This is a genomic window from Ectothiorhodospira shaposhnikovii (assembly GCF_016584105.1).
GTDB classification, from domain to species: Bacteria; Pseudomonadota; Gammaproteobacteria; order Ectothiorhodospirales; family Ectothiorhodospiraceae; genus Ectothiorhodospira; species Ectothiorhodospira shaposhnikovii.
This window is the reverse complement of sequence record NZ_NRSM01000037.1, coordinates 1-16,691: the sequence shown is the minus strand read 5'-3', so window position 1 is coordinate 16,691 and position 16,691 is coordinate 1. Positions and strand designations below refer to the sequence as shown.

Sequence of the window (16,691 nt, the reverse complement as noted above, 5' to 3'; positions counted from 1 at the left end):
AAGGGTGAGGGATTATATCGTGAAAACATCGCCACTGCAGAGCCGCAGCAACTGCCGCCCCGGGATTTTGGCCTGCAGGGCGAGAAAAACCTCGTCTTCCTCGCCCGGCTTCAGGTGGGTGATTCCCACCCGGGGCGCATGACGCAGCTTGGCAAGGTCATGGGCCAGCAATGACGGACAATAATGCCCGGCCTGCTGCCCCAGCGAGCGGTCGCGGTCAGGATAGGCGCATTCCACGAAGAGCAGATCAAGATTTTCATGGGCGTTGAGGGCATCCCAGAAAACATCGTTGCTGGTGGTATCTCCGCTGAACGCAAACGCCACGCCGTCCCGTTCAATCCGGTATCCTGCCGCCGGTACCGAATGGGCCACCGGCAGCATGTCGATTCGACGCCCGCCCAGTTGAACGGGCACATCGGGCTCCATGGCATTGAACTGCACCACCGGACGCTCCCGTTCCGGCAATTCGAAGAAATCCGGCCAGATCTGCCAGTTGAAAATATGATCGTGAATGATGTGCATGCAGTCCGCGCGGGCATGGATCACCAGCGGTCGTGACTTCAACCGGCTGAACAGGGTATCCACCAGCAGCGGAAGGCAGGCAATATGATCCAGGTGGGTATGGGTGATCAGCAGATGGCTTATCCTTCCCATGGCCTCCAGGGAAAGGTCCGCCACCCCGGTACCGCAATCAATGAGGATGTCATCATCAATCATGATGCAGGTGGTTCGACGGCCGGCACCGATGCCGCCGCTGCAACCCAGGACAGTGATCTGCATGATCCTTGCGCACCTTGCTGGACCAGAACATTTAGATTCGATCCTAGCATGGTGCCCGCAAGAACCGATATCCTGTTGGAACCCTTCTCCAGGAAGGGAATTTATGCAATGATTCTCAATTGAAATCTTAGGTTTGGTGCTCATAAATGCTCGTAGCCGCCATCGGACTTATCACCACCGTGCTCTACTTCACAGGGGGCGCACTGCTCATGCAGCGGTTGCGCATGGGCTCCGGCGGCGCCACGCCTCCCGCCCGGGGCAGGACACTCCTGTTCTCCGTCTGGGGTGGCGCGATCATCCTGCACGCCCTGCTCCTATACCTCCACGTCTTCAGTGCCAACGGCACCGGAATGGGGGTCTTCAGCGTGGTATCCATGGTGGCCTGGCTCATCGCTTTCTTCCTGCTGGTGGTCTCCATCCGGTATCCCATCCATATCCTCGGCATACTTCTGCTCCCCTTCGCCGGGGTCACGGTATCTCTGGAACTGGCCCTGGCGGGTGACCTTCACACCGCCACCGCGGTCGACCCCAGCCTGCGCGCCCACATGCTGCTGGCCATGATCGCCTTCAGCCTGCTGACCATCGCCGCCATCCAGGCCGCACTGCTGGCGCTGCAGAACTACAGCCTGCACAACCACCGTCCCGGCGGACTGATCCGCGCCCTGCCGCCGCTGTCCACCATGGACTCCATGCTGTTCCACGTCATCGGCTGGGGCTTCATCTTCCTGACCGCGGCCCTGGTGACCGGCCTGTTCGTGCTGGAAGACCTGTTCGCTCAGCATCTGGCCCACAAGGTGGTGTTCGCCATCATCGCCTGGATGATCTTCGCCGCCCTGCTGATCGGTCGCTTCCGCTTCGGCTGGAGGGGACGGCTGGCCGCCCGCTGGACCCTGATCGGATTTGCCCTTTTATTCGTGGCTTACGTGGGCAGCAAGATGGTCCTGGAGATGATCCTGGGCGTCTGACGGCAAAACACATGCCGGGCAGCGGGATGGGGGGAGCAGACACCGGCCACCCCATCCCGTCCGCCCCACTCGACGACCCTTGACAAAGACATGATCCGGCCCGTGTAATTCTCCGGGTGTTCAACCGTCCCGTGGTACCGGATCCACCTTGGAACAAATACCCTTAAGTGCACTGGCAGCCTTGCTGGTGACACTGTTCTTCTGCTCCGCCTTCTTCTCCGGCTCCGAAACCGCGCTGATGGCGCTCAACCGCTACCGCATGCGCCACCTCGCCCAGGCCGGGCACGGGGGCGCCAGTCGGGCCCAGCGACTGCTGGACAAGCCGGACCGGCTGATTGGCCTGATCCTGCTGGGCAACAACTTCGTCAACATCATCATCACCCAGCTGGCCACCTACATCGGCTTCCGGGTCTACGGCGATGCCGGCATCGCCATCGCCACCGGCCTGCTGACCCTGGCCCTGCTGGTCTTCGCCGAGGTGGCCCCCAAGACCCTGGCGGCCCTGCACTCGGAAAAAGTGGCCTACCCGGCCGCCTACGTCTACACCCCCCTCATGGTGGTGGCCTACCCCTTGGTGTGGACGGTCAACCTGCTCTCCAACACCATCCTGCGACTGGTGGGCGTACGCGCCCAGGATCGCGCCCAACATGCCCTCTCCAGCGAGGAACTGCGGGTTGCCGTAAACGAGGCCGGCGCCCTGATCCCGGCCCGCCATCAGCGCATGCTGGTGAACCTGCTGGACCTGGAAAAGGCCACCGTGGAAGACATCATGGTGCCCCGCAACGAGATCGTGGGCATCGACCTGGAAGATGACTGGGACGAAATCACCCAGCAGCTCATTCACAGCCAGTACACCCGGCTGCCGGTGTTCGAGGGCAACGTGGACAACATCCTGGGCTTCATCCATCTGCGCCGGGTCCTGCCCATGGTCTACCGCAACGAACTGACTCCGGGACAGTTGCGCGAATCCCTGCGCGCCCCCTATTTCATTCCCGAAGGTACCAACCTCAATCGCCAGCTCCTCAACTTCCAGCGGGAAAAGCGGCGCATCGGACTGGTGGTGGATGAATACGGCGACATTCAGGGGCTGGTCACCCTGGAGGATCTGCTGGAAGAGGTGGTGGGCGAGTTCACCTCGGACCCGGGCGCCATTTCCCCGGAAATCCTCCCCCAGGCCGACGGCAGCTATCTGGTGGATGCCACCATCCACCTGCGTGAACTCAACCGGCTGCTGGGCTCCCATTTCCCCCTGGACGGCCCCCGCACCCTCAACGGACTGCTGCTGGAACATCTGGAAACCATCCCCGACGCCAATATCAGCGTGCTCATGGAGGGCTATCCCATGGAAATCGTGCAGGTGAAGAACAACGCCATCCGCACCGTGCGCATCAGCCAGCGCCTGCCCTCCCGATCGCCGGGACAGGACTGAACGCGCCATGGCCAAACCCAAGGTCCAGTATCAGTGCACCGCCTGTGGGGCGCTGGCTCCCAAGTGGAGCGGGCAGTGTCCGGATTGCGGCGCATGGAATGCCATGGAAACGGCGGTCTCGGCACCCGCCACGCCCTCCGCCAGCCGTTTTGCCGGGTATGCCGGCACCGCCACCCCTCAGGTGCGTCGTCTGGGCGATGTCGGCGGCGGCGAGCAGGCCCGCACCGGCACCGGCATTTCCGAGCTGGACCGGGTTCTGGGCGGTGGACTGGTGCAGGGTTCGGTGGTACTGATCGGCGGGGACCCGGGCATCGGCAAGTCCACCCTGCTGCTGCAGACCCTGGCCACCCTGCCGGACCTTCGCAGCCTTTACGTCACCGGCGAGGAATCGCCGGAACAGGTCTCCCTGCGGGGACGGCGCCTGGGCCTGCCCTGCGATGATCTGCGCCTGCTCACCGAAACCTGCGTCGAGCGCATCACCACCCACGCGGAGCGGGAACAGCCGCAGGTGATGGTGGTGGATTCCATCCAGACCATTTATTCGGAACAGCTGCAGTCCGCCCCCGGCTCGGTGGCCCAGGTACGGGAAAGTGCCGCCGTCCTGGTTCGCTACGCCAAGCAAACCGGCACCGCCCTGTTCATCGTCGGCCATGTCACCAAGGAAGGCCAGATCGCCGGCCCCCGGGTACTGGAACACATGGTGGATACCGTCCTTTATTTCGAAGGGGATCCCGGTGGACGCTATCGGGTCCTGCGGGCGGTCAAGAACCGCTTCGGCGCGGTCAATGAACTGGGTGTGTTCGCCATGCTGGAAACCGGCCTCAAGCCGGTCAACAACCCTTCCGCCATCTTCCTGTCCCGCCACGAAGCCCCTGTTTCCGGCAGCGTCATCATGGTCACCCGCGAGGGAACGCGGCCACTGATGGTGGAGGTACAGGCACTGGTGGCCGAAAGCCATGCCCCGCAACCCCGTCGCGTCACCGTGGGTCTGGAGCAGAACCGCCTCACCATGCTGCTGGCGGTGCTCCACCGCCATGGCGGCCTGGCCCTGTATGATCAGGATGTCTTCGTCAATGTGGTGGGAGGAGTCAGGGTCACCGAGACGGCGGCAGACCTGCCGATGCTGCTGGCAGCCCTGTCCAGCTTCCGCGACCGCCCCTTGCCCCATGAACTGGTGAGCTTTGGCGAGGTCGGCCTGGCCGGAGAGATCCGTCCCGTGCCCAACGGCGAGGAACGCCTTCGGGAAGCCGCCAAGCACGGTTTCACCCGCGCCATCGTACCCGCCGGCAACACGCCCAGAAAGCCCATCGACGGCATGGAGGTGATGGCGGCCAGCCGCCTGAGTGATGTCCTGGAGTGGATCTGACCCGGCCCAGGACAGGCAAACCTGCCGTTGGGCTTTCCCGCCCCGCCGGATTCCTATAAGTTAGCAGCCTTTCAGGTACATCCCCGTTCAAGGATCAGGAGTGATGGTGAAGAAGACGCCCCCGCCCGCCGAGCCCGCCACCTTCGAGCAGGATCTGGAGGCACTGGAGGCACTGGTGGCCCGCATGGAACAGGGGGAACTGAGCCTGGAGGCCTCGCTCAAGGAATTCGAGCACGGCATCGCCCTCACCCGCCGATGCCAGCAGGCCCTGAGCCAGGCTGAACAGAAGGTCAGGCTGCTCACCGAGAGCGGCGCCGACATCGACTTTGACACGCCGGGCCCGGTGTCCGACGAGGAAGGAGAACGCTGAGTGGAGTCCCGCATTTCCGAACTGCAGCAACGGTTTGAAAACGCCCTGGCCGGCTGGCTGCCGGGGGAAGGCATCCTGCCGGCGCGTCTGCACGAAGCCATGCGCTACTCCGCCCTCAACGGCGGCAAGCGCATTCGCCCCGTCCTGACCTATGCCACCGGCATGGCCCTGGGCGTCCCGCTGGAGCGGCTGGACGGCCCCGCCTGCGCGGTGGAGCTGATCCATGTCTATTCCCTCATCCATGATGATCTGCCGGCCATGGACGATGATGATCTGCGCCGCGGCAAACCCACCTGCCATAAGGCCTATGACGAGGCCACCGCGATCCTGGCCGGTGACGCCATGCAGGCCCTGGCCTTCCAGATCCTGGCCTGCGACCCGACCATGGTGGACGACCCCCGCGCCCGGTTGCGCATGATCGAACACCTGGCCAGGGCATCCGGCTCCCGGGGGATGGTGGGCGGGCAGGCCATCGACCTGAGCTTCGAGGGCCAGACACCGGACATCGCCCAGCTGGAAAACATGCACATCCACAAGACCGGCGCCCTGATCCGGGCCTCCGTGATGCTGGGTTTCAACAGCTGCCCGGGCGTGGAGGAACCACTTGCGGCCAGACTGGACTGTTTCGCCAAATCCATCGGCCTGGCGTTCCAGATCCGTGATGACATCCTTGATGTCGAGGGTGATACCCAGACCCTGGGCAAGACCCAGGGCGCCGACCAGGCCCTGGGCAAGGCCACCTACCCGGCCATCATCGGCCTGGAGGCCTCCAAGCAGCAGGCCCGGGAACTGGTGGATCGCGCCCTGGACAGCCTCAAGGACCTGGATGAAGGCGCCGATCTGCTGCGCTGGATCGCCCGTTACATCATCGAACGCATCCATTGAGCCACCGACGCGGCACCCGGCCCACGCGGGTTTCGGCTTGCGCGGCCGGGCGACCCTCCGGATAATGCACTTTTCGCCGAACGACAGTGAAATGACACACACCGTTTCGTACCCCCTGCTGTCTCGCATCCAGTCACCGGAAGACGTGCGCAAGTGCTCTCTCAATGAGCTCCCCGTACTGGCGGACGAGTTGCGCGGCTTCCTGCTGGAATCGGTTTCCCGCACCGGCGGTCATCTGGCGGCCAATCTGGGCACGGTGGAACTGACCATCGCCCTGCACTACACCTTCGCCACTCCGGAAGATCGCCTGGTCTGGGACGTGGGCCACCAGAGCTACACCCACAAGATCCTCAGCGGCCGACGGGACGCCATGCACACCCTGCGCAAGAAGGATGGCCTCGCCGGCTTCCCCAAGCGGGAGGAGAGCCCCTACGACGCTTTCGGCGTCGGGCACTCCAGCACCTCCATCGGCGCAGCCCTGGGCATGGCCCTGGCGGCCCGCCAGAAGGGGGAAAAACGCAAGTCCATCGCCATCATCGGTGACGGCGCCATGACCGCCGGCATGGCCTTCGAGGCCCTCAACCACGCCGGTGACGAGAAGGCCGACCTGCTGGTCATCCTCAACGACAACAACATGTCCATCTCGGCCAACGTGGGCGCGATGAACCGCTACCTGGCCCGCCTGCTGTCCGGCCCCATCTACTCCACCATGCGGGAAGGCAGCAAGAAGGTCCTGGAACACATGCCCCCCATGCGCGAGTTCATGCGCCGCGCCGAAGAGCATGTCAAGGGCATGATCATTCCGGGCACCCTGTTCGAGGAGCTGGGCCTGAACTACTACGGCCCCGTCGACGGGCACGATGTGGTCGGCCTGGTCAAGATGCTGCGCAACCTCCAGGCCATGGACGGACCCCTGCTGCTCCATGTGGTCACCCACAAGGGCCGCGGCTATGCGCCGGCGGAGGAAGATCCCTGCACCTACCACGGCGTGGGCAGCTTTGATCCTGAACAGGGCATCCAGAATAGCAAAAGCGGCGGCGGCACCCCCACCTACACCCAGGTGTTCGGAGACTGGCTGTGCGATCAGGCCGCCGCCGACGAGCGCATGGTGGCCATCACCCCGGCCATGTGCGAAGGCTCCGGCATGCGGACCTTTGCCTGCAAGTTTCCGGAGCGTTACCACGATGTGGGCATTGCCGAACAGCACGCCCTCACCCTGGCGGCCGGCATGGCCTGCGAGGGCTTGAAGCCGGTGGTGGCCATTTACTCCACCTTCCTGCAGCGCGCCTACGACCAGCTGATCCATGACGTGGTGCTGCAGGATCTGCCGGTGCTGCTGGCCATCGACCGGGCCGGCGTGGTGGGTCCCGACGGCCCCACCCATGCGGGCAGCTTCGACCTGTCCTTCCTGCGCTGCATCCCCGGCTTGGTCATCATGACCCCCGCCGATGAAAACGAATGCCGCCGCATGCTGTCCACCGGCTATCTGCTGGATCAGCCGGCGGCGGTGCGCTACCCCCGCAGCAAGGGTACCGGCGCGACCATCGACGAAGGCCTGCTGCCCCTGCCCGTGGGCGAGGCCGATATCCGCCGCAAGGGCAAGGGCGTGGCCATCCTGGCCTTCGGCACCCTGCTCGCCCCGGCCCTGGAAGTGGCCGACACCCTGGATGCGACCGTGATCAACATGCGTTTTGTCCGTCCCCTGGACGAAACACGGGTGCTGGAAGCCGCCCGCACCCATGACCTCATTGTCACCATCGAGGACAACGTGGTCGCCGGCGGCGCCGGCAGCGCCGTGGCCGAGTGCCTGGCACGCCATGACGTGGCCGCCCGCCTGCTCCACCTGGGCCTCCCCGACCGCTTCCAGAGCCATGGCACCCGCGAGGAACTCCTCGCCGATGCGGGACTGGATGCGGCCAGCATCGAGGCCGCCATCAAGGCACGCCTGTGACAGCAGGCTTGTGCCGCTCATGACAGTCGCGTAATATCCGACAAAACTGGTAAACAATAGCCCGCCGTGCCCAAATATACCCTCAAGGTGCTGACCGATTTCGCGTCGGCACATACGCTCCGTGATTATCCGGGGAACTGTTCCCGCCTGCATGGTCATAACTGGAAGGTCGAAGCCGAAGTGGAGGCCACCGTGCTGGATTCCCTGGGCATGGCCGTTGACTTCAAGACCATCAAGTCGCTGGCACGAGAGATTGCCGGTGAACTGGATCACACCTATCTCAACGATCTGGCCCCCTTCCGGGACGTGAACCCCACGGCCGAGAACATCGCGGCCTGGTTCTTCCGGGAAATGGCTGCCCGCCTGAACGCACCGGGCGTCCGGGTCAGCGCCATCACCCTGTGGGAGACCGAGCGGGCCTGTGTCCGCTATACGGAAGAGTAGCCAAAGGACACCGTCATGAGCACACCCCTCTCACCGGCCCGCACGTCGGCCATTCCCGATGTGCAGTCCAGCGTCGATACCCGACGCATCCCCATCAACAAGGTGGGCATCAAGGACATCCGCCACCCGGTACGGGTGCGTGATCGTACCGGCAAGGACCAGCACACGGTGGCCTCCTTCAACATGTACGTGAACCTGCCCCAGGACTTCAAGGGCACCCACATGTCCCGTTTCGTGGAGATCCTCAATACCCACGAATACGAGATCACCGTGGACTCGTTCAAGAGCATGCTGCACGAGATGGCGGAGCGTCTGGAAGCCGCCACCGGCCATATCGAGATGCGCTTTCCCTTCTTCGTCAACAAGGCGGCGCCGGTTTCCGGCGTGCAGAGCCTGATGGACTACGAGGTCACCTTCATCGGCGAGATCAGTGACGGCAAACCGGACATGAACATCCAGGTGGTGGTGCCGGTCACCAGCCTCTGCCCCTGCTCCAAGGGCATCTCCGAGTACGGCGCCCACAACCAGCGTTCCCACGTCACCGTCAATGCCCGGGTGGAACAGTTCGTCTGGGTGGAGGAACTCATCGACCTGGTGGAATCCCAGGCCTCCTGCGAGCTCTACGGCCTGCTCAAGCGGCCGGACGAGAAATACGTGACGGAGCGGGCCTACGACAATCCCAAGTTCGTGGAAGACTTGGTTCGAGACATCGCCATCCGCCTGAACGGGGATGCACGGATCAGCGCCTATTCCGTGTCATCGGAGAATTTCGAATCCATTCACAACCATTCCGCCTATGCCCTGATCGAGAAGGACAAGACGGCAGGTTAACGCGTAATAACGCGTAAGAGCCCGGGTTTAGCCACAAACGCTCCCTTCTCCCCCTGGGGGAGAAGGGTCGCGGATGAGATGAGGAAAAACCTGGGACCGGCACTGTGCCGCCCCCCTGTCGTCTTCCGTCGTCCAGGGCGCATCGCCATCAAAATGCATGAGAGCTCAGGCCTGAACCGGGCAAGGGCATCATGCCCCTGCCCGTGAAGCGGATTGCCCTACCTCTGATTGCTGCCGGGATTGAGTTCCTGCTCGATCCGCTCCAGCACCGCGGCGGCCTCACCGGCTGACAGGGCTTCCCCGGCCTGGGAACGGGGAATCACCTGCACCCACTCACCCTCCTGCTGCAAATGAATCCGGTACTGGGTATCGGATCGCAACCGGCTGCTCTCGCCGGCACTGAACAGGCGGCTGAAGAAACCACCCCGACGCTCCTGCGCCTCCGGCCGGAAGGTCACGTAGTACACCCCTTCGCTGCGGTCCTGGTCGTCCACCAGCAGGGCGGCCCGATCCAGCAGAACCCCCATGCGGCGCCAGACCCCGGTGAACTCCCCCCGTATCTCAAGGGCGGTCTCACCGTCCACCTCGCTCAAACGCAGGCCTGGAGTGAGATCAGGCGCCTGTCCCAGGGCCTCGGCGGCCTGCTCGGGCTCCAGCCCCAGATGCACCATCAGACGTACCAGCATCTCGGCCTCGGCCTCGGGATCGGAGGGGCGCATGCGCCAGCGGACGATATCCTCCCGCTCGGCCACTTCTTCCACACTCCGGTGACTGACGAAGATCGCCGTGCCCGACCCACCGTGGGACTCCAGCCTCACGCGATACTGATCCAGGGTGCTGGCGTCGTAGAAATCGCCGAACAGCCGTCCCAGCAGACCGCGGATCCCGCCTTCCATGGGCACCTGGGCACGGGCCTGGAACCACTCGGTTTCCAGAATCCCAAGTCCCGGATCTTCCCGGTTCAGCGGCAATGATTGAGCCTGGAAGAAGGCCTTCAGCCGTGGCCAGAGATCCGCGGGCGGGGTGTCCTTCACCTCCAGCCAGCGCACATTGCCTTCACGGCGAAGCTGCAATGTGGCCGCGTCCACCAGGACCGGCGTCCGGGGCTGGGTAACGGGGACGCCTCCCGGCACTGTCCGCCGATCCTCCAGGGCGCTTGCCCTGGCTGTGCTCTGCTCGGGGATGCGGAAACCCGGATCCACGTCCGGGGCCACCAGATCGGGCGGAACCTCCAGAGCACGGGTTTCACGGCTGTCGGCATGGGTGTCCCGGGAACCCAGGCTTCCGCAGGCAGTGAGCAACATGACGACGGTCAGGCCGGGCAAGAGCACCCAGACCCTGGATAACATACGTGATCTATTCATGCAGGATAGGAACTCAAGGGTATGCCGGCGGCCCGCAGGGCGTCACGCAGGGGCTCGCGCAGGTTTTCGGACAAGGGGGTGATAGGCAGCCGGATCCCTGGCGGGATCAGCCCCATCTCGTGTAACGCCCACTTGACGGGAATGGGGTTTGACTCCATGAACAAGGCCTTGTGCAGCCCCTTGACGGGGGCATCGGCGGCCACGGCGGCTTCCCTGTCACCGGCCAGGGCAGAGGCACACATGGCATGCATGGCATCCGGCGCCACGTTGGCCGTGACCGAGATGATGCCCTTGCCGCCGGCCAGCATGAACTCCAGGCTGGTGGCATCGTCACCGCTGTAAAGATCCAGCCGGTCACCACAGCGCTCCATCAGGAGGCGGGCCCGATCCAGGTCACCCGTAGCCTCCTTGAGACCGATGATGTTGGAAATGTCCGCCAGGCGTTCCACGGTTTCGGGCAACAGGTCCACGGCGGTACGCCCGGGAACGTTGTAGAGGATCTGGGGAATGGGCACGGCATCGGCAATGGCCCGATAGTGACGGTAAAGCCCTTCCTGGGTGGGCTTGTTGTAATAGGGGGTCACCAGCAGGCAGGCGTCGACGCCCATCTGCATGGCCACCCGGGTCAGGTCAATGGCCTCCGCCGTGGAGTTGGCCCCGGTGCCCGCAATCACGGGAACGCGGCCGGCGACGAAGTCCACCACGAGGCGCAGAACCCGGCAGTGTTCGTCCACATCCAGGGTGGCGGACTCCCCGGTCGTGCCCACCGCGACGATGGCGTCGGTCCCCCGGCTGATATGGAACTCCACCAGCCGCTCCAGCGCCGATTCGGAGATGAAGCCATCCTCCTCCATGGGTGTGACCAGTGCCACCATGCTGCCGTGAAACATCGAGACCTCCGCGCTGAATGCAAGCGGACATAGTAATGTCCGCCCACCTCACCATCAAGCCGGCAATGACGCGGGCAGGATTGTTTATCCCGTCCCCGGGGAGACTTACCGCCCTCGACCTCGATAGGCTAGGCAACCGGAAACTGATACCCTTTGCCCCATCATCATTGCCTGCCCGTGACCATGCCCCAGCCCGCCAAGCACCCCCGCACGACTCATCTGGTTATTTCAGCCATGGGAGAGAACCGCCCGGGGCTGGCCGAGCACTTGTCGCGGGTGATCCTGGAAAGCGGGTGCAGCATTCAGGACAGCCACATGTCGGCCCTGGGAGGCACCTTTGCCGCCCTGATGCTGGTATCGGGCAACTGGAACACCCTGAGCAAGCTGGACGGTGCGCTGGCAATCCTGGGACGGCAGGTGGATCTGGAAATCCTGTCCCGGCGCACGGGTCCGCGTCAGGATACGGTACCGAGCCTGCCCTACTCCGTGGATGTGATATCCCTGGATCAGCCAGGCATCGTGCATCAACTGGTGAGCTTCTTCACCGCCCGCGGGGTGGGCATCCGTGAACTCAACAGCCATGCCTACCTGGCCGTTCACTCCGGCACCCCGATGTTCAATGCCCACCTGTCGGTGGAGATCCCCACCACGGAACACATCGCCTCCCTGCGGGAGGATTTTCTGGATTTTTGCGATGAACTGAATCTGGATGGAGTCATCGAACCCATCAAGGGGTAGGTCAGTGACGCACGCGGCCAACCCGCCAGGCTGATTTGCAGTGATTCCAGGCTCAGGAGACCAGACCCATGACGGACAACACGATCGCAACCGGCAGGACCGTACCCGATTTTGAACTCCCCGCCACCGGCGGCGAACCCGTCCGGCTCTCGACACTGCTGGCGCAAGGCCCGGTGGTGATCTACTTCTACCCCAAGGACGATACCGCCGGCTGCACCACCGAAGGCAAGGACTTCACCGCCCGGCACGATGACTTTCGCGCCGCCGGCGTCACGGTGATCGGCATCTCCCGCGACAACCTCAAATCCCACGAGAAATTCAAGGCCAAGCACGGCTTTCCCTTCGAACTGCTGGCCGATGAATCCGAAACGGTCTGCGAACAGTTCGGGGTCATGAAACTGAAAAATATGTACGGTAAACAGGTACGAGGCATTGAGCGCAGCACCTTTCTCGTCGACCGGAACGGCATCCTCCGCCGGGAATGGCGCAAGGTGAAGGTGGCCGGCCATGTGGACGAGGTGCTCAAGGCCATCGACGTGCTCTGACCCACCCGCCCCCCGTTCCGGAGCCCGTTCATGGTCAAGAAGGACATCCACGGAAAGCGCCTGTTCGTGCTGGACACCAACGTGCTCATGCACGATCCAGCGGCGCTGTTCCGCTTCAAGGAACATGATGTGTTCCTCCCCATGGTGGTCCTGGAAGAGCTGGACAAGGCCAAGAAGGGGGTTTCCGAGGTCGCCCGCAACGTACGTCAGGCCAGCCGGTTCATTGATGAACTGATGGCGGACGTGAGCCATGCCCAGATCGCCCAGGGACTGTCACTGGCCGGCGCACGGCTGGGCGACGCGGATACCGAGGGCGCCGGCCGGCTGTTCTTCCAGACCCGCGTGCTGTCCTCCCATCTGCCGGACAGCCTGCCGGGACGCACCCCGGATCACACCATCCTGAGCACGGCCCTGGCCCTGCAGGGGGAGCGTCCCGACGAGGCCGTCACCCTGGTCTCCAAGGACATCAACCTGCGCATCAAGGCGGCGGTACTGGGCATCCACGCGGAGGATTACTACAACGATCAGGTCCTGGACGACGTGGATCTGCTCTACCGGGGAACCTGCGAGCTGCCAGCGGATTTCTGGGACAACCATGGCAAGGCCATGGACTCCTGGCAGGAGAGCGGACGCACGTTCTATCGCCTCACCGGCCCTCTGGTGGCCCACTGGCATCCCAACCAGTGTCTCTACCGGGAAGATGACCCCTCGTTCACCGCCCTGGTGCGAAAGCGGGAAGGCGATTCCGCAGTGGTGGAACTGGCCCGGGACTACACCAGCGCACGGCACACGGTCTGGGGGATTCACGCCCGCAACCGGGAGCAGAACTTTGCCCTGAACCTGTTGATGGATCCGGAGGTGGACTTTGTCTCGCTGGTGGGCACGGCGGGCACCGGCAAGACCCTGCTCACCCTGGCGGCAGGCCTGGCCCAGACCCTGGAGGACAACCGTTACCGGGAAATCATCATGACCCGGGTGACGGTGCCGGTCGGCGAGGACATCGGCTTTCTACCCGGCACCGAGGAAGAGAAGATGACCCCGTGGATGGGGGCCCTGATGGACAACCTGGAAGTGCTTACCCGCTCCGAAACCGGGGGTGACTGGGGCCGGGCGGCGACCCAGGACCTGATCGGCAGCCGGATCAAGATCCGCTCCCTGAACTTCATGCGCGGACGCACCTTCCTCAACCGGTTCATCATTCTGGATGAGGCCCAGAACCTCACGTCCAAGCAGATGAAGACGCTGATCACCCGGGCCGGACCGGGGACCAAGGTGGTCTGCCTGGGGAACGTGGGACAGATCGACACCCCCTACCTGACGGAAACCACCTCGGGCCTGACCTATGTGGTCGATCGCTTCAAGGACTGGGCCCATGGAGGGCATGTACTGCTGCACCGGGGCGAACGCTCACGGCTGGCGGATTTTGCCTCCGAACATCTCTGAACGTCCGACTCAGGCGGCCTCATTGTCGTAACGCGCCTGTTCCTCATGATCAAGCATGTTGCCGTGACGGGGCCAGGAACGGATCACCGCCTGGATCAGGGTGGCCAGCGGGATGGCGAAGAAGACCCCCCACAGCCCCCACAACCCGCCGAACAGGATCACCGCGGTGATGATGGCCACCGGATGCAGATTCACCACCTCGGAAAACAGCAGGGGCACCAGCACGTTGCCGTCCAGAAACTGGATCACCGCGTAGGCGATCAGCACATAGGTGAACTCGCTGCTCACCCCGAACTGGAAATAGGCCACCACCGCCACCGGAATGGTCACCAGGGCCGCACCGATGTAGGGGATGATCACTGACAGCCCCACCATGAATGACAGCAACAGGGCGTAGTTGAGATTGAAGTAGATGAAGGTCAGGTAGCTGGCGGCCCAGACGATGAGGATCTCCACGAACTTGCCGCGAACATAGCTGGCGATCTTGATGTTCACCTCGGCCCAGACCTCGTTGGCCAGACCCCGGTCCCGGGGCAGGAAACCGGTGATCCAGCCCAGGATGGCATCCTTGTCCTTGAGCAGGAAGAACACCATGATGGGCACGATGACCAGGTAGACCATGATGGTGACCGCATGCACGGCCGAAGCCAGGGTCAGGTTCACCACTCGCTGTCCCAGGGCGATGGACTCGGCACGGATGGCACCCATGATCTCGCGCACCTGCTCCTCGGTGATGAACTGGGGATAACGCTCGGGCAACTGCAGCAGGATATTCTGCCCCTGCACCACCATGCTGGGTAACTCCCGCACCAGCTGGGTAATCTGTTGACTCATGACGGGCACCACCACCAGCAGAGTGGCCACCAGCACGGCCATGAACAGGAGGAAGACCAGGGTCACCGCCGCCATCCGCGGAATGCGCCAGTTCTGCAGGCGGCGTACCGCCCCCTCCAGCAGGTAGGCAATGATGATGCTGGCCAGCAGCGGCGCCAGCAGCCGGCCGGCAAACAGCACCACGGCAAATCCCAACAGCAGAAGGAACGCCAGGATCACCACCTGGGGATCGGAAAAATGGCGTTCGTACCAGCGACGCAGGACCGGGATCATTCGCAGGCCTCGCACAGACGCTGATAATGGCGGGCAAACACCGCCTCCAGTTCATCGATCACTTCCACCGCCGCCCGCCCTTGCATCACATGTTGGGTCATGAGCTGTGAAGTCTCGTTGAGCAGACGCGCCTTGTCCAGCATGGGATAGGTGGCCGACAGACGCTTCATGGCCCGGATCACGCTCTCCTCCTCGGGTCGGGGAATGGGTTCGGGCGCGGGAATGGATATGGGGGCCGCCGCAGCGCGGCCGGCAAGGAACTCGGCGAAGGCCAGCAGGGTATCCCGATCAGCGGCCGACAGGCCACGATACAGGCCCCGCAGCCGTCGCTCGGAAGACGCATGGGCGGAATGGGACGGCAGACTCACTTGGGCTCCAGTTTGAGATTGAATACGGGCATCTTGCGGCGCTCCTGCATCAGACCCAGAGCCGTCACCAGGGCCACCACTACCCGGGCCGTCAGGTCCTGCATCCGCGGCCAGACATTCCGGGCCTGTGTCAGCAGTTCCGTAATATCATGCGGCGGATTGTGCCCGGGCTCCATGATGATGTCTTCCAGCATGCCCGGCTTGAGCTCGGGCCGGAACAACAGGCCGTAGGTCAGGGGATCGGGCCGCACCGCCAGCCAGCGCCCTGAGTCATCCACCAGAATGGGTTCCAGCCCTTCGGGCAGGACGACACCGCCATGATACATCACCAGTACCTGCTGCCCGTCCACGGCCTCCGCCAGCGGATCGCCCTCGCCTGCCGCCGTCTTGCGGGCGGTGACGAAGCCCGCCGTGCAGTCGGGCTCCAGGGTGGCCTCGCCGCCGGTGGACTGCGCCACCAGAAGCCCTCCCATGCCCAGCCCCACCACCGGACGCCGGGCCTTGCGGAAAATGCCGATCAGGCGCAACTCGTCAGGCACCTGGGGATTGCGGGTCTCATCGGCGGTGGGCCAGGCGCCCCCCAGCAGCCAGAGGCCATCGAACTGGGCGGCCGATCCCGGCAGTCCCTGCCCCACGAAGGGACGGAAATAACTGAAGCCGATATCCCGACGCTCCAGGTGACTCTCGATCAGCCCGAGAAACTCCGCATGGCTGTGCTGTATCACCGCATAGTTCTTCATCGCGGACTCCCTTGCAGGGTCTTGCGGCCCGCGGCCCGGGGCCGTATCGCCCCGGTCAGGAAGAAGGCAGGCGCTCCCCTTCGGCGGCGGACTGGGTTTCGCAGTAATCACGGGCGAAGGACAGGAGTTCATCCATGGCCCGCAAGCGGAACTTCTGGCGCTGATGCACGAATGAAAACTGACGCGTCAGGGGCGGCTCCAGCGGGATGCCCACCAGACGTTCCAGGGCCAACTCCTTGTCGATGGTGGAGCGGGAAAGGATCGATACCCCCATGCCGGCCTCGACTGCTCCTTTGATCGCCTCGGGGCTGCCCAGTTCCAGGCAAATGGCCAGTGCGTTGCGATCCACGCCCTGGGCCACCAGATAATCCATGATCACCTCGCGGGTACCCGAGCCCTCCTCCCGAAAGATGAAGGGAAACGGCAGGATCTCTTCGATGCTCAGACAGCCCTTCTTCGCCAGCGGGTGGGAGGG

Annotated in this window: 18 protein-coding genes; 11 read left to right on the top strand and 7 right to left on the bottom strand. The window is 63.8% G+C overall.

Annotation, left to right across the window (positions count from 1 at the left end; all coding sequences use genetic code 11):
• Positions 1-12: 12 nt before the first annotated feature.
• Positions 13-780 (bottom strand): 3',5'-cyclic-nucleotide phosphodiesterase, encoded by a 768-nt coding sequence (locus tag CKO35_RS15630; RefSeq protein WP_200177047.1) that lies wholly within the window; start codon positions 778-780, stop codon positions 13-15.
• Positions 781-926: 146 nt separating this feature from the next.
• Between CKO35_RS15630 and CKO35_RS15625 the strand changes: the two genes are divergently transcribed.
• The 8 genes from CKO35_RS15625 (at position 927) to folE2 (ending at position 9,021) form a co-directional block, all read left to right on the top strand.
• The gene (locus tag CKO35_RS15625; RefSeq protein ID WP_200177046.1) at positions 927-1,745 is read left to right on the top strand and encodes a cytochrome C assembly family protein; all 819 of its coding nucleotides are present in this window, start codon (positions 927-929) and stop codon (positions 1,743-1,745) included.
• A 148-nt stretch (positions 1,746-1,893) separates the two neighbouring features.
• On the top strand, positions 1,894-3,174 hold the full coding sequence (locus CKO35_RS15620; protein ID WP_200177045.1) for an HlyC/CorC family transporter: 1,281 nt from the start codon (positions 1,894-1,896) through the stop codon (positions 3,172-3,174).
• Between the two features lie 7 nt (positions 3,175-3,181).
• Positions 3,182-4,540, top strand: a complete 1,359-nt coding sequence (radA, locus tag CKO35_RS15615) for a DNA repair protein RadA (RefSeq protein ID WP_200177044.1) — start codon at positions 3,182-3,184, stop codon at positions 4,538-4,540.
• Positions 4,541-4,643: 103 nt separating this feature from the next.
• A complete protein-coding gene (locus CKO35_RS15610; protein WP_200177043.1) occupies positions 4,644-4,910 on the top strand; it encodes an exodeoxyribonuclease VII small subunit in 267 nt (88 codons plus the stop codon).
• Positions 4,911-5,795 carry a (2E,6E)-farnesyl diphosphate synthase gene (gene ispA, locus CKO35_RS15605; RefSeq protein WP_200177042.1) on the top strand — a complete coding sequence of 295 codons (885 nt, stop codon included), beginning with the start codon at positions 4,911-4,913 and terminating at the stop codon, positions 5,793-5,795.
• A 91-nt stretch (positions 5,796-5,886) separates the two neighbouring features.
• On the top strand, positions 5,887-7,746 hold the full coding sequence (gene dxs, locus CKO35_RS15600; RefSeq protein ID WP_200177041.1) for a 1-deoxy-D-xylulose-5-phosphate synthase: 1,860 nt from the start codon (positions 5,887-5,889) through the stop codon (positions 7,744-7,746).
• A gap of 66 nt (positions 7,747-7,812) precedes the next feature.
• A complete protein-coding gene (gene queD, locus CKO35_RS15595) occupies positions 7,813-8,190 on the top strand; it encodes a 6-carboxytetrahydropterin synthase QueD (protein ID WP_200177040.1) in 378 nt (125 codons plus the stop codon).
• A 15-nt stretch (positions 8,191-8,205) separates the two neighbouring features.
• Positions 8,206-9,021 carry a GTP cyclohydrolase FolE2 gene (folE2, locus tag CKO35_RS15590; RefSeq protein WP_200177039.1) on the top strand — a complete coding sequence of 272 codons (816 nt, stop codon included), beginning with the start codon at positions 8,206-8,208 and terminating at the stop codon, positions 9,019-9,021.
• 218 nt (positions 9,022-9,239) lie between these two features.
• Here folE2 and bamC read toward each other — a convergent pair whose 3' ends face one another.
• Together bamC and dapA are read right to left on the bottom strand one after the other, a co-directional pair.
• Positions 9,240-10,385 (bottom strand): outer membrane protein assembly factor BamC, encoded by a 1,146-nt coding sequence (gene bamC, locus CKO35_RS15585; RefSeq protein ID WP_200177038.1) that lies wholly within the window; start codon positions 10,383-10,385, stop codon positions 9,240-9,242.
• The gene (gene dapA / locus CKO35_RS15580; protein WP_200177037.1) at positions 10,382-11,275 is read right to left on the bottom strand and encodes a 4-hydroxy-tetrahydrodipicolinate synthase; all 894 of its coding nucleotides are present in this window, start codon (positions 11,273-11,275) and stop codon (positions 10,382-10,384) included. Before dapA ends, bamC begins: the two co-directional genes overlap by 4 nt.
• Positions 11,276-11,458: 183 nt before the next feature.
• Here dapA and CKO35_RS15575 point away from each other — a divergent pair, with 183 nt between their 5' ends.
• From CKO35_RS15575 to CKO35_RS15565, 3 genes are all read left to right on the top strand, one after another.
• A complete protein-coding gene (locus CKO35_RS15575) occupies positions 11,459-12,013 on the top strand; it encodes a glycine cleavage system transcriptional repressor (RefSeq protein ID WP_200177059.1) in 555 nt (184 codons plus the stop codon).
• Positions 12,014-12,081: 68 nt separating this feature from the next.
• A complete protein-coding gene (locus CKO35_RS15570) occupies positions 12,082-12,558 on the top strand; it encodes a peroxiredoxin (protein ID WP_200177036.1) in 477 nt (158 codons plus the stop codon).
• Positions 12,559-12,588: 30 nt separating this feature from the next.
• Positions 12,589-14,001 (top strand): PhoH family protein, encoded by a 1,413-nt coding sequence (locus CKO35_RS15565; protein ID WP_200177035.1) that lies wholly within the window; start codon positions 12,589-12,591, stop codon positions 13,999-14,001.
• Positions 14,002-14,010: 9 nt separating this feature from the next.
• Here the strand turns inward: CKO35_RS15565 and CKO35_RS15560 are convergent, their stop codons facing one another.
• The 4 genes from CKO35_RS15560 to CKO35_RS15545 form a co-directional block, all read right to left on the bottom strand.
• Positions 14,011-15,108, bottom strand: coding sequence for an AI-2E family transporter (locus tag CKO35_RS15560; RefSeq protein ID WP_200177034.1), 1,098 nt, complete (start codon positions 15,106-15,108; stop codon positions 14,011-14,013).
• Positions 15,105-15,476: a Crp/Fnr family transcriptional regulator gene (locus CKO35_RS15555; RefSeq protein WP_200177033.1), complete on the bottom strand. Its 372-nt coding sequence runs from the start codon at positions 15,474-15,476 to the stop codon at positions 15,105-15,107. The genes CKO35_RS15560 and CKO35_RS15555 overlap by 4 nt, the downstream gene beginning before the upstream one ends.
• Entirely contained in the window at positions 15,473-16,216 is a 744-nt protein-coding gene (locus CKO35_RS15550; protein WP_200177032.1) for a type 1 glutamine amidotransferase, read from the bottom strand. The genes CKO35_RS15555 and CKO35_RS15550 overlap by 4 nt, the downstream gene beginning before the upstream one ends.
• A gap of 55 nt (positions 16,217-16,271) precedes the next feature.
• On the bottom strand, positions 16,272-16,691 hold a 420-nt coding region (locus tag CKO35_RS15545), incomplete at its 5' end, for a LysR substrate-binding domain-containing protein (RefSeq protein ID WP_242467256.1).

Excerpts from the sequence above, each read along its gene's own strand:
- CKO35_RS15570 (WP_200177036.1), top strand. The coding sequence starts at position 12,082 with ATGACGGACAACACGATCGCAACCGGCAGGACCGTACCCGATTTTGAA.
- radA (WP_200177044.1), top strand. The coding sequence starts at position 3,182 with ATGGCCAAACCCAAGGTCCAGTATCAGTGCACCGCCTGTGGGGCGCTG.
- CKO35_RS15550 (WP_200177032.1), bottom strand. The coding sequence starts at position 16,216 with ATGAAGAACTATGCGGTGATACAGCACAGCCATGCGGAGTTTCTCGGG.
- CKO35_RS15610 (WP_200177043.1), top strand. The coding sequence starts at position 4,644 with ATGGTGAAGAAGACGCCCCCGCCCGCCGAGCCCGCCACCTTCGAGCAG.
- CKO35_RS15560 (WP_200177034.1), bottom strand. The coding sequence starts at position 15,108 with ATGATCCCGGTCCTGCGTCGCTGGTACGAACGCCATTTTTCCGATCCC.
- bamC (WP_200177038.1), bottom strand. The coding sequence starts at position 10,385 with ATGAATAGATCACGTATGTTATCCAGGGTCTGGGTGCTCTTGCCCGGC.
- dxs (WP_200177041.1), top strand. The coding sequence starts at position 5,887 with ATGACACACACCGTTTCGTACCCCCTGCTGTCTCGCATCCAGTCACCG.
- CKO35_RS15630 (WP_200177047.1), bottom strand. The coding sequence starts at position 780 with ATGCAGATCACTGTCCTGGGTTGCAGCGGCGGCATCGGTGCCGGCCGT.
- CKO35_RS15575 (WP_200177059.1), top strand. The coding sequence starts at position 11,459 with ATGCCCCAGCCCGCCAAGCACCCCCGCACGACTCATCTGGTTATTTCA.
- CKO35_RS15565 (WP_200177035.1), top strand. The coding sequence starts at position 12,589 with ATGGTCAAGAAGGACATCCACGGAAAGCGCCTGTTCGTGCTGGACACC.
- dapA (WP_200177037.1), bottom strand. The coding sequence starts at position 11,275 with ATGTTTCACGGCAGCATGGTGGCACTGGTCACACCCATGGAGGAGGAT.
- CKO35_RS15625 (WP_200177046.1), top strand. The coding sequence starts at position 927 with ATGCTCGTAGCCGCCATCGGACTTATCACCACCGTGCTCTACTTCACA.
- folE2 (WP_200177039.1), top strand. The coding sequence starts at position 8,206 with ATGAGCACACCCCTCTCACCGGCCCGCACGTCGGCCATTCCCGATGTG.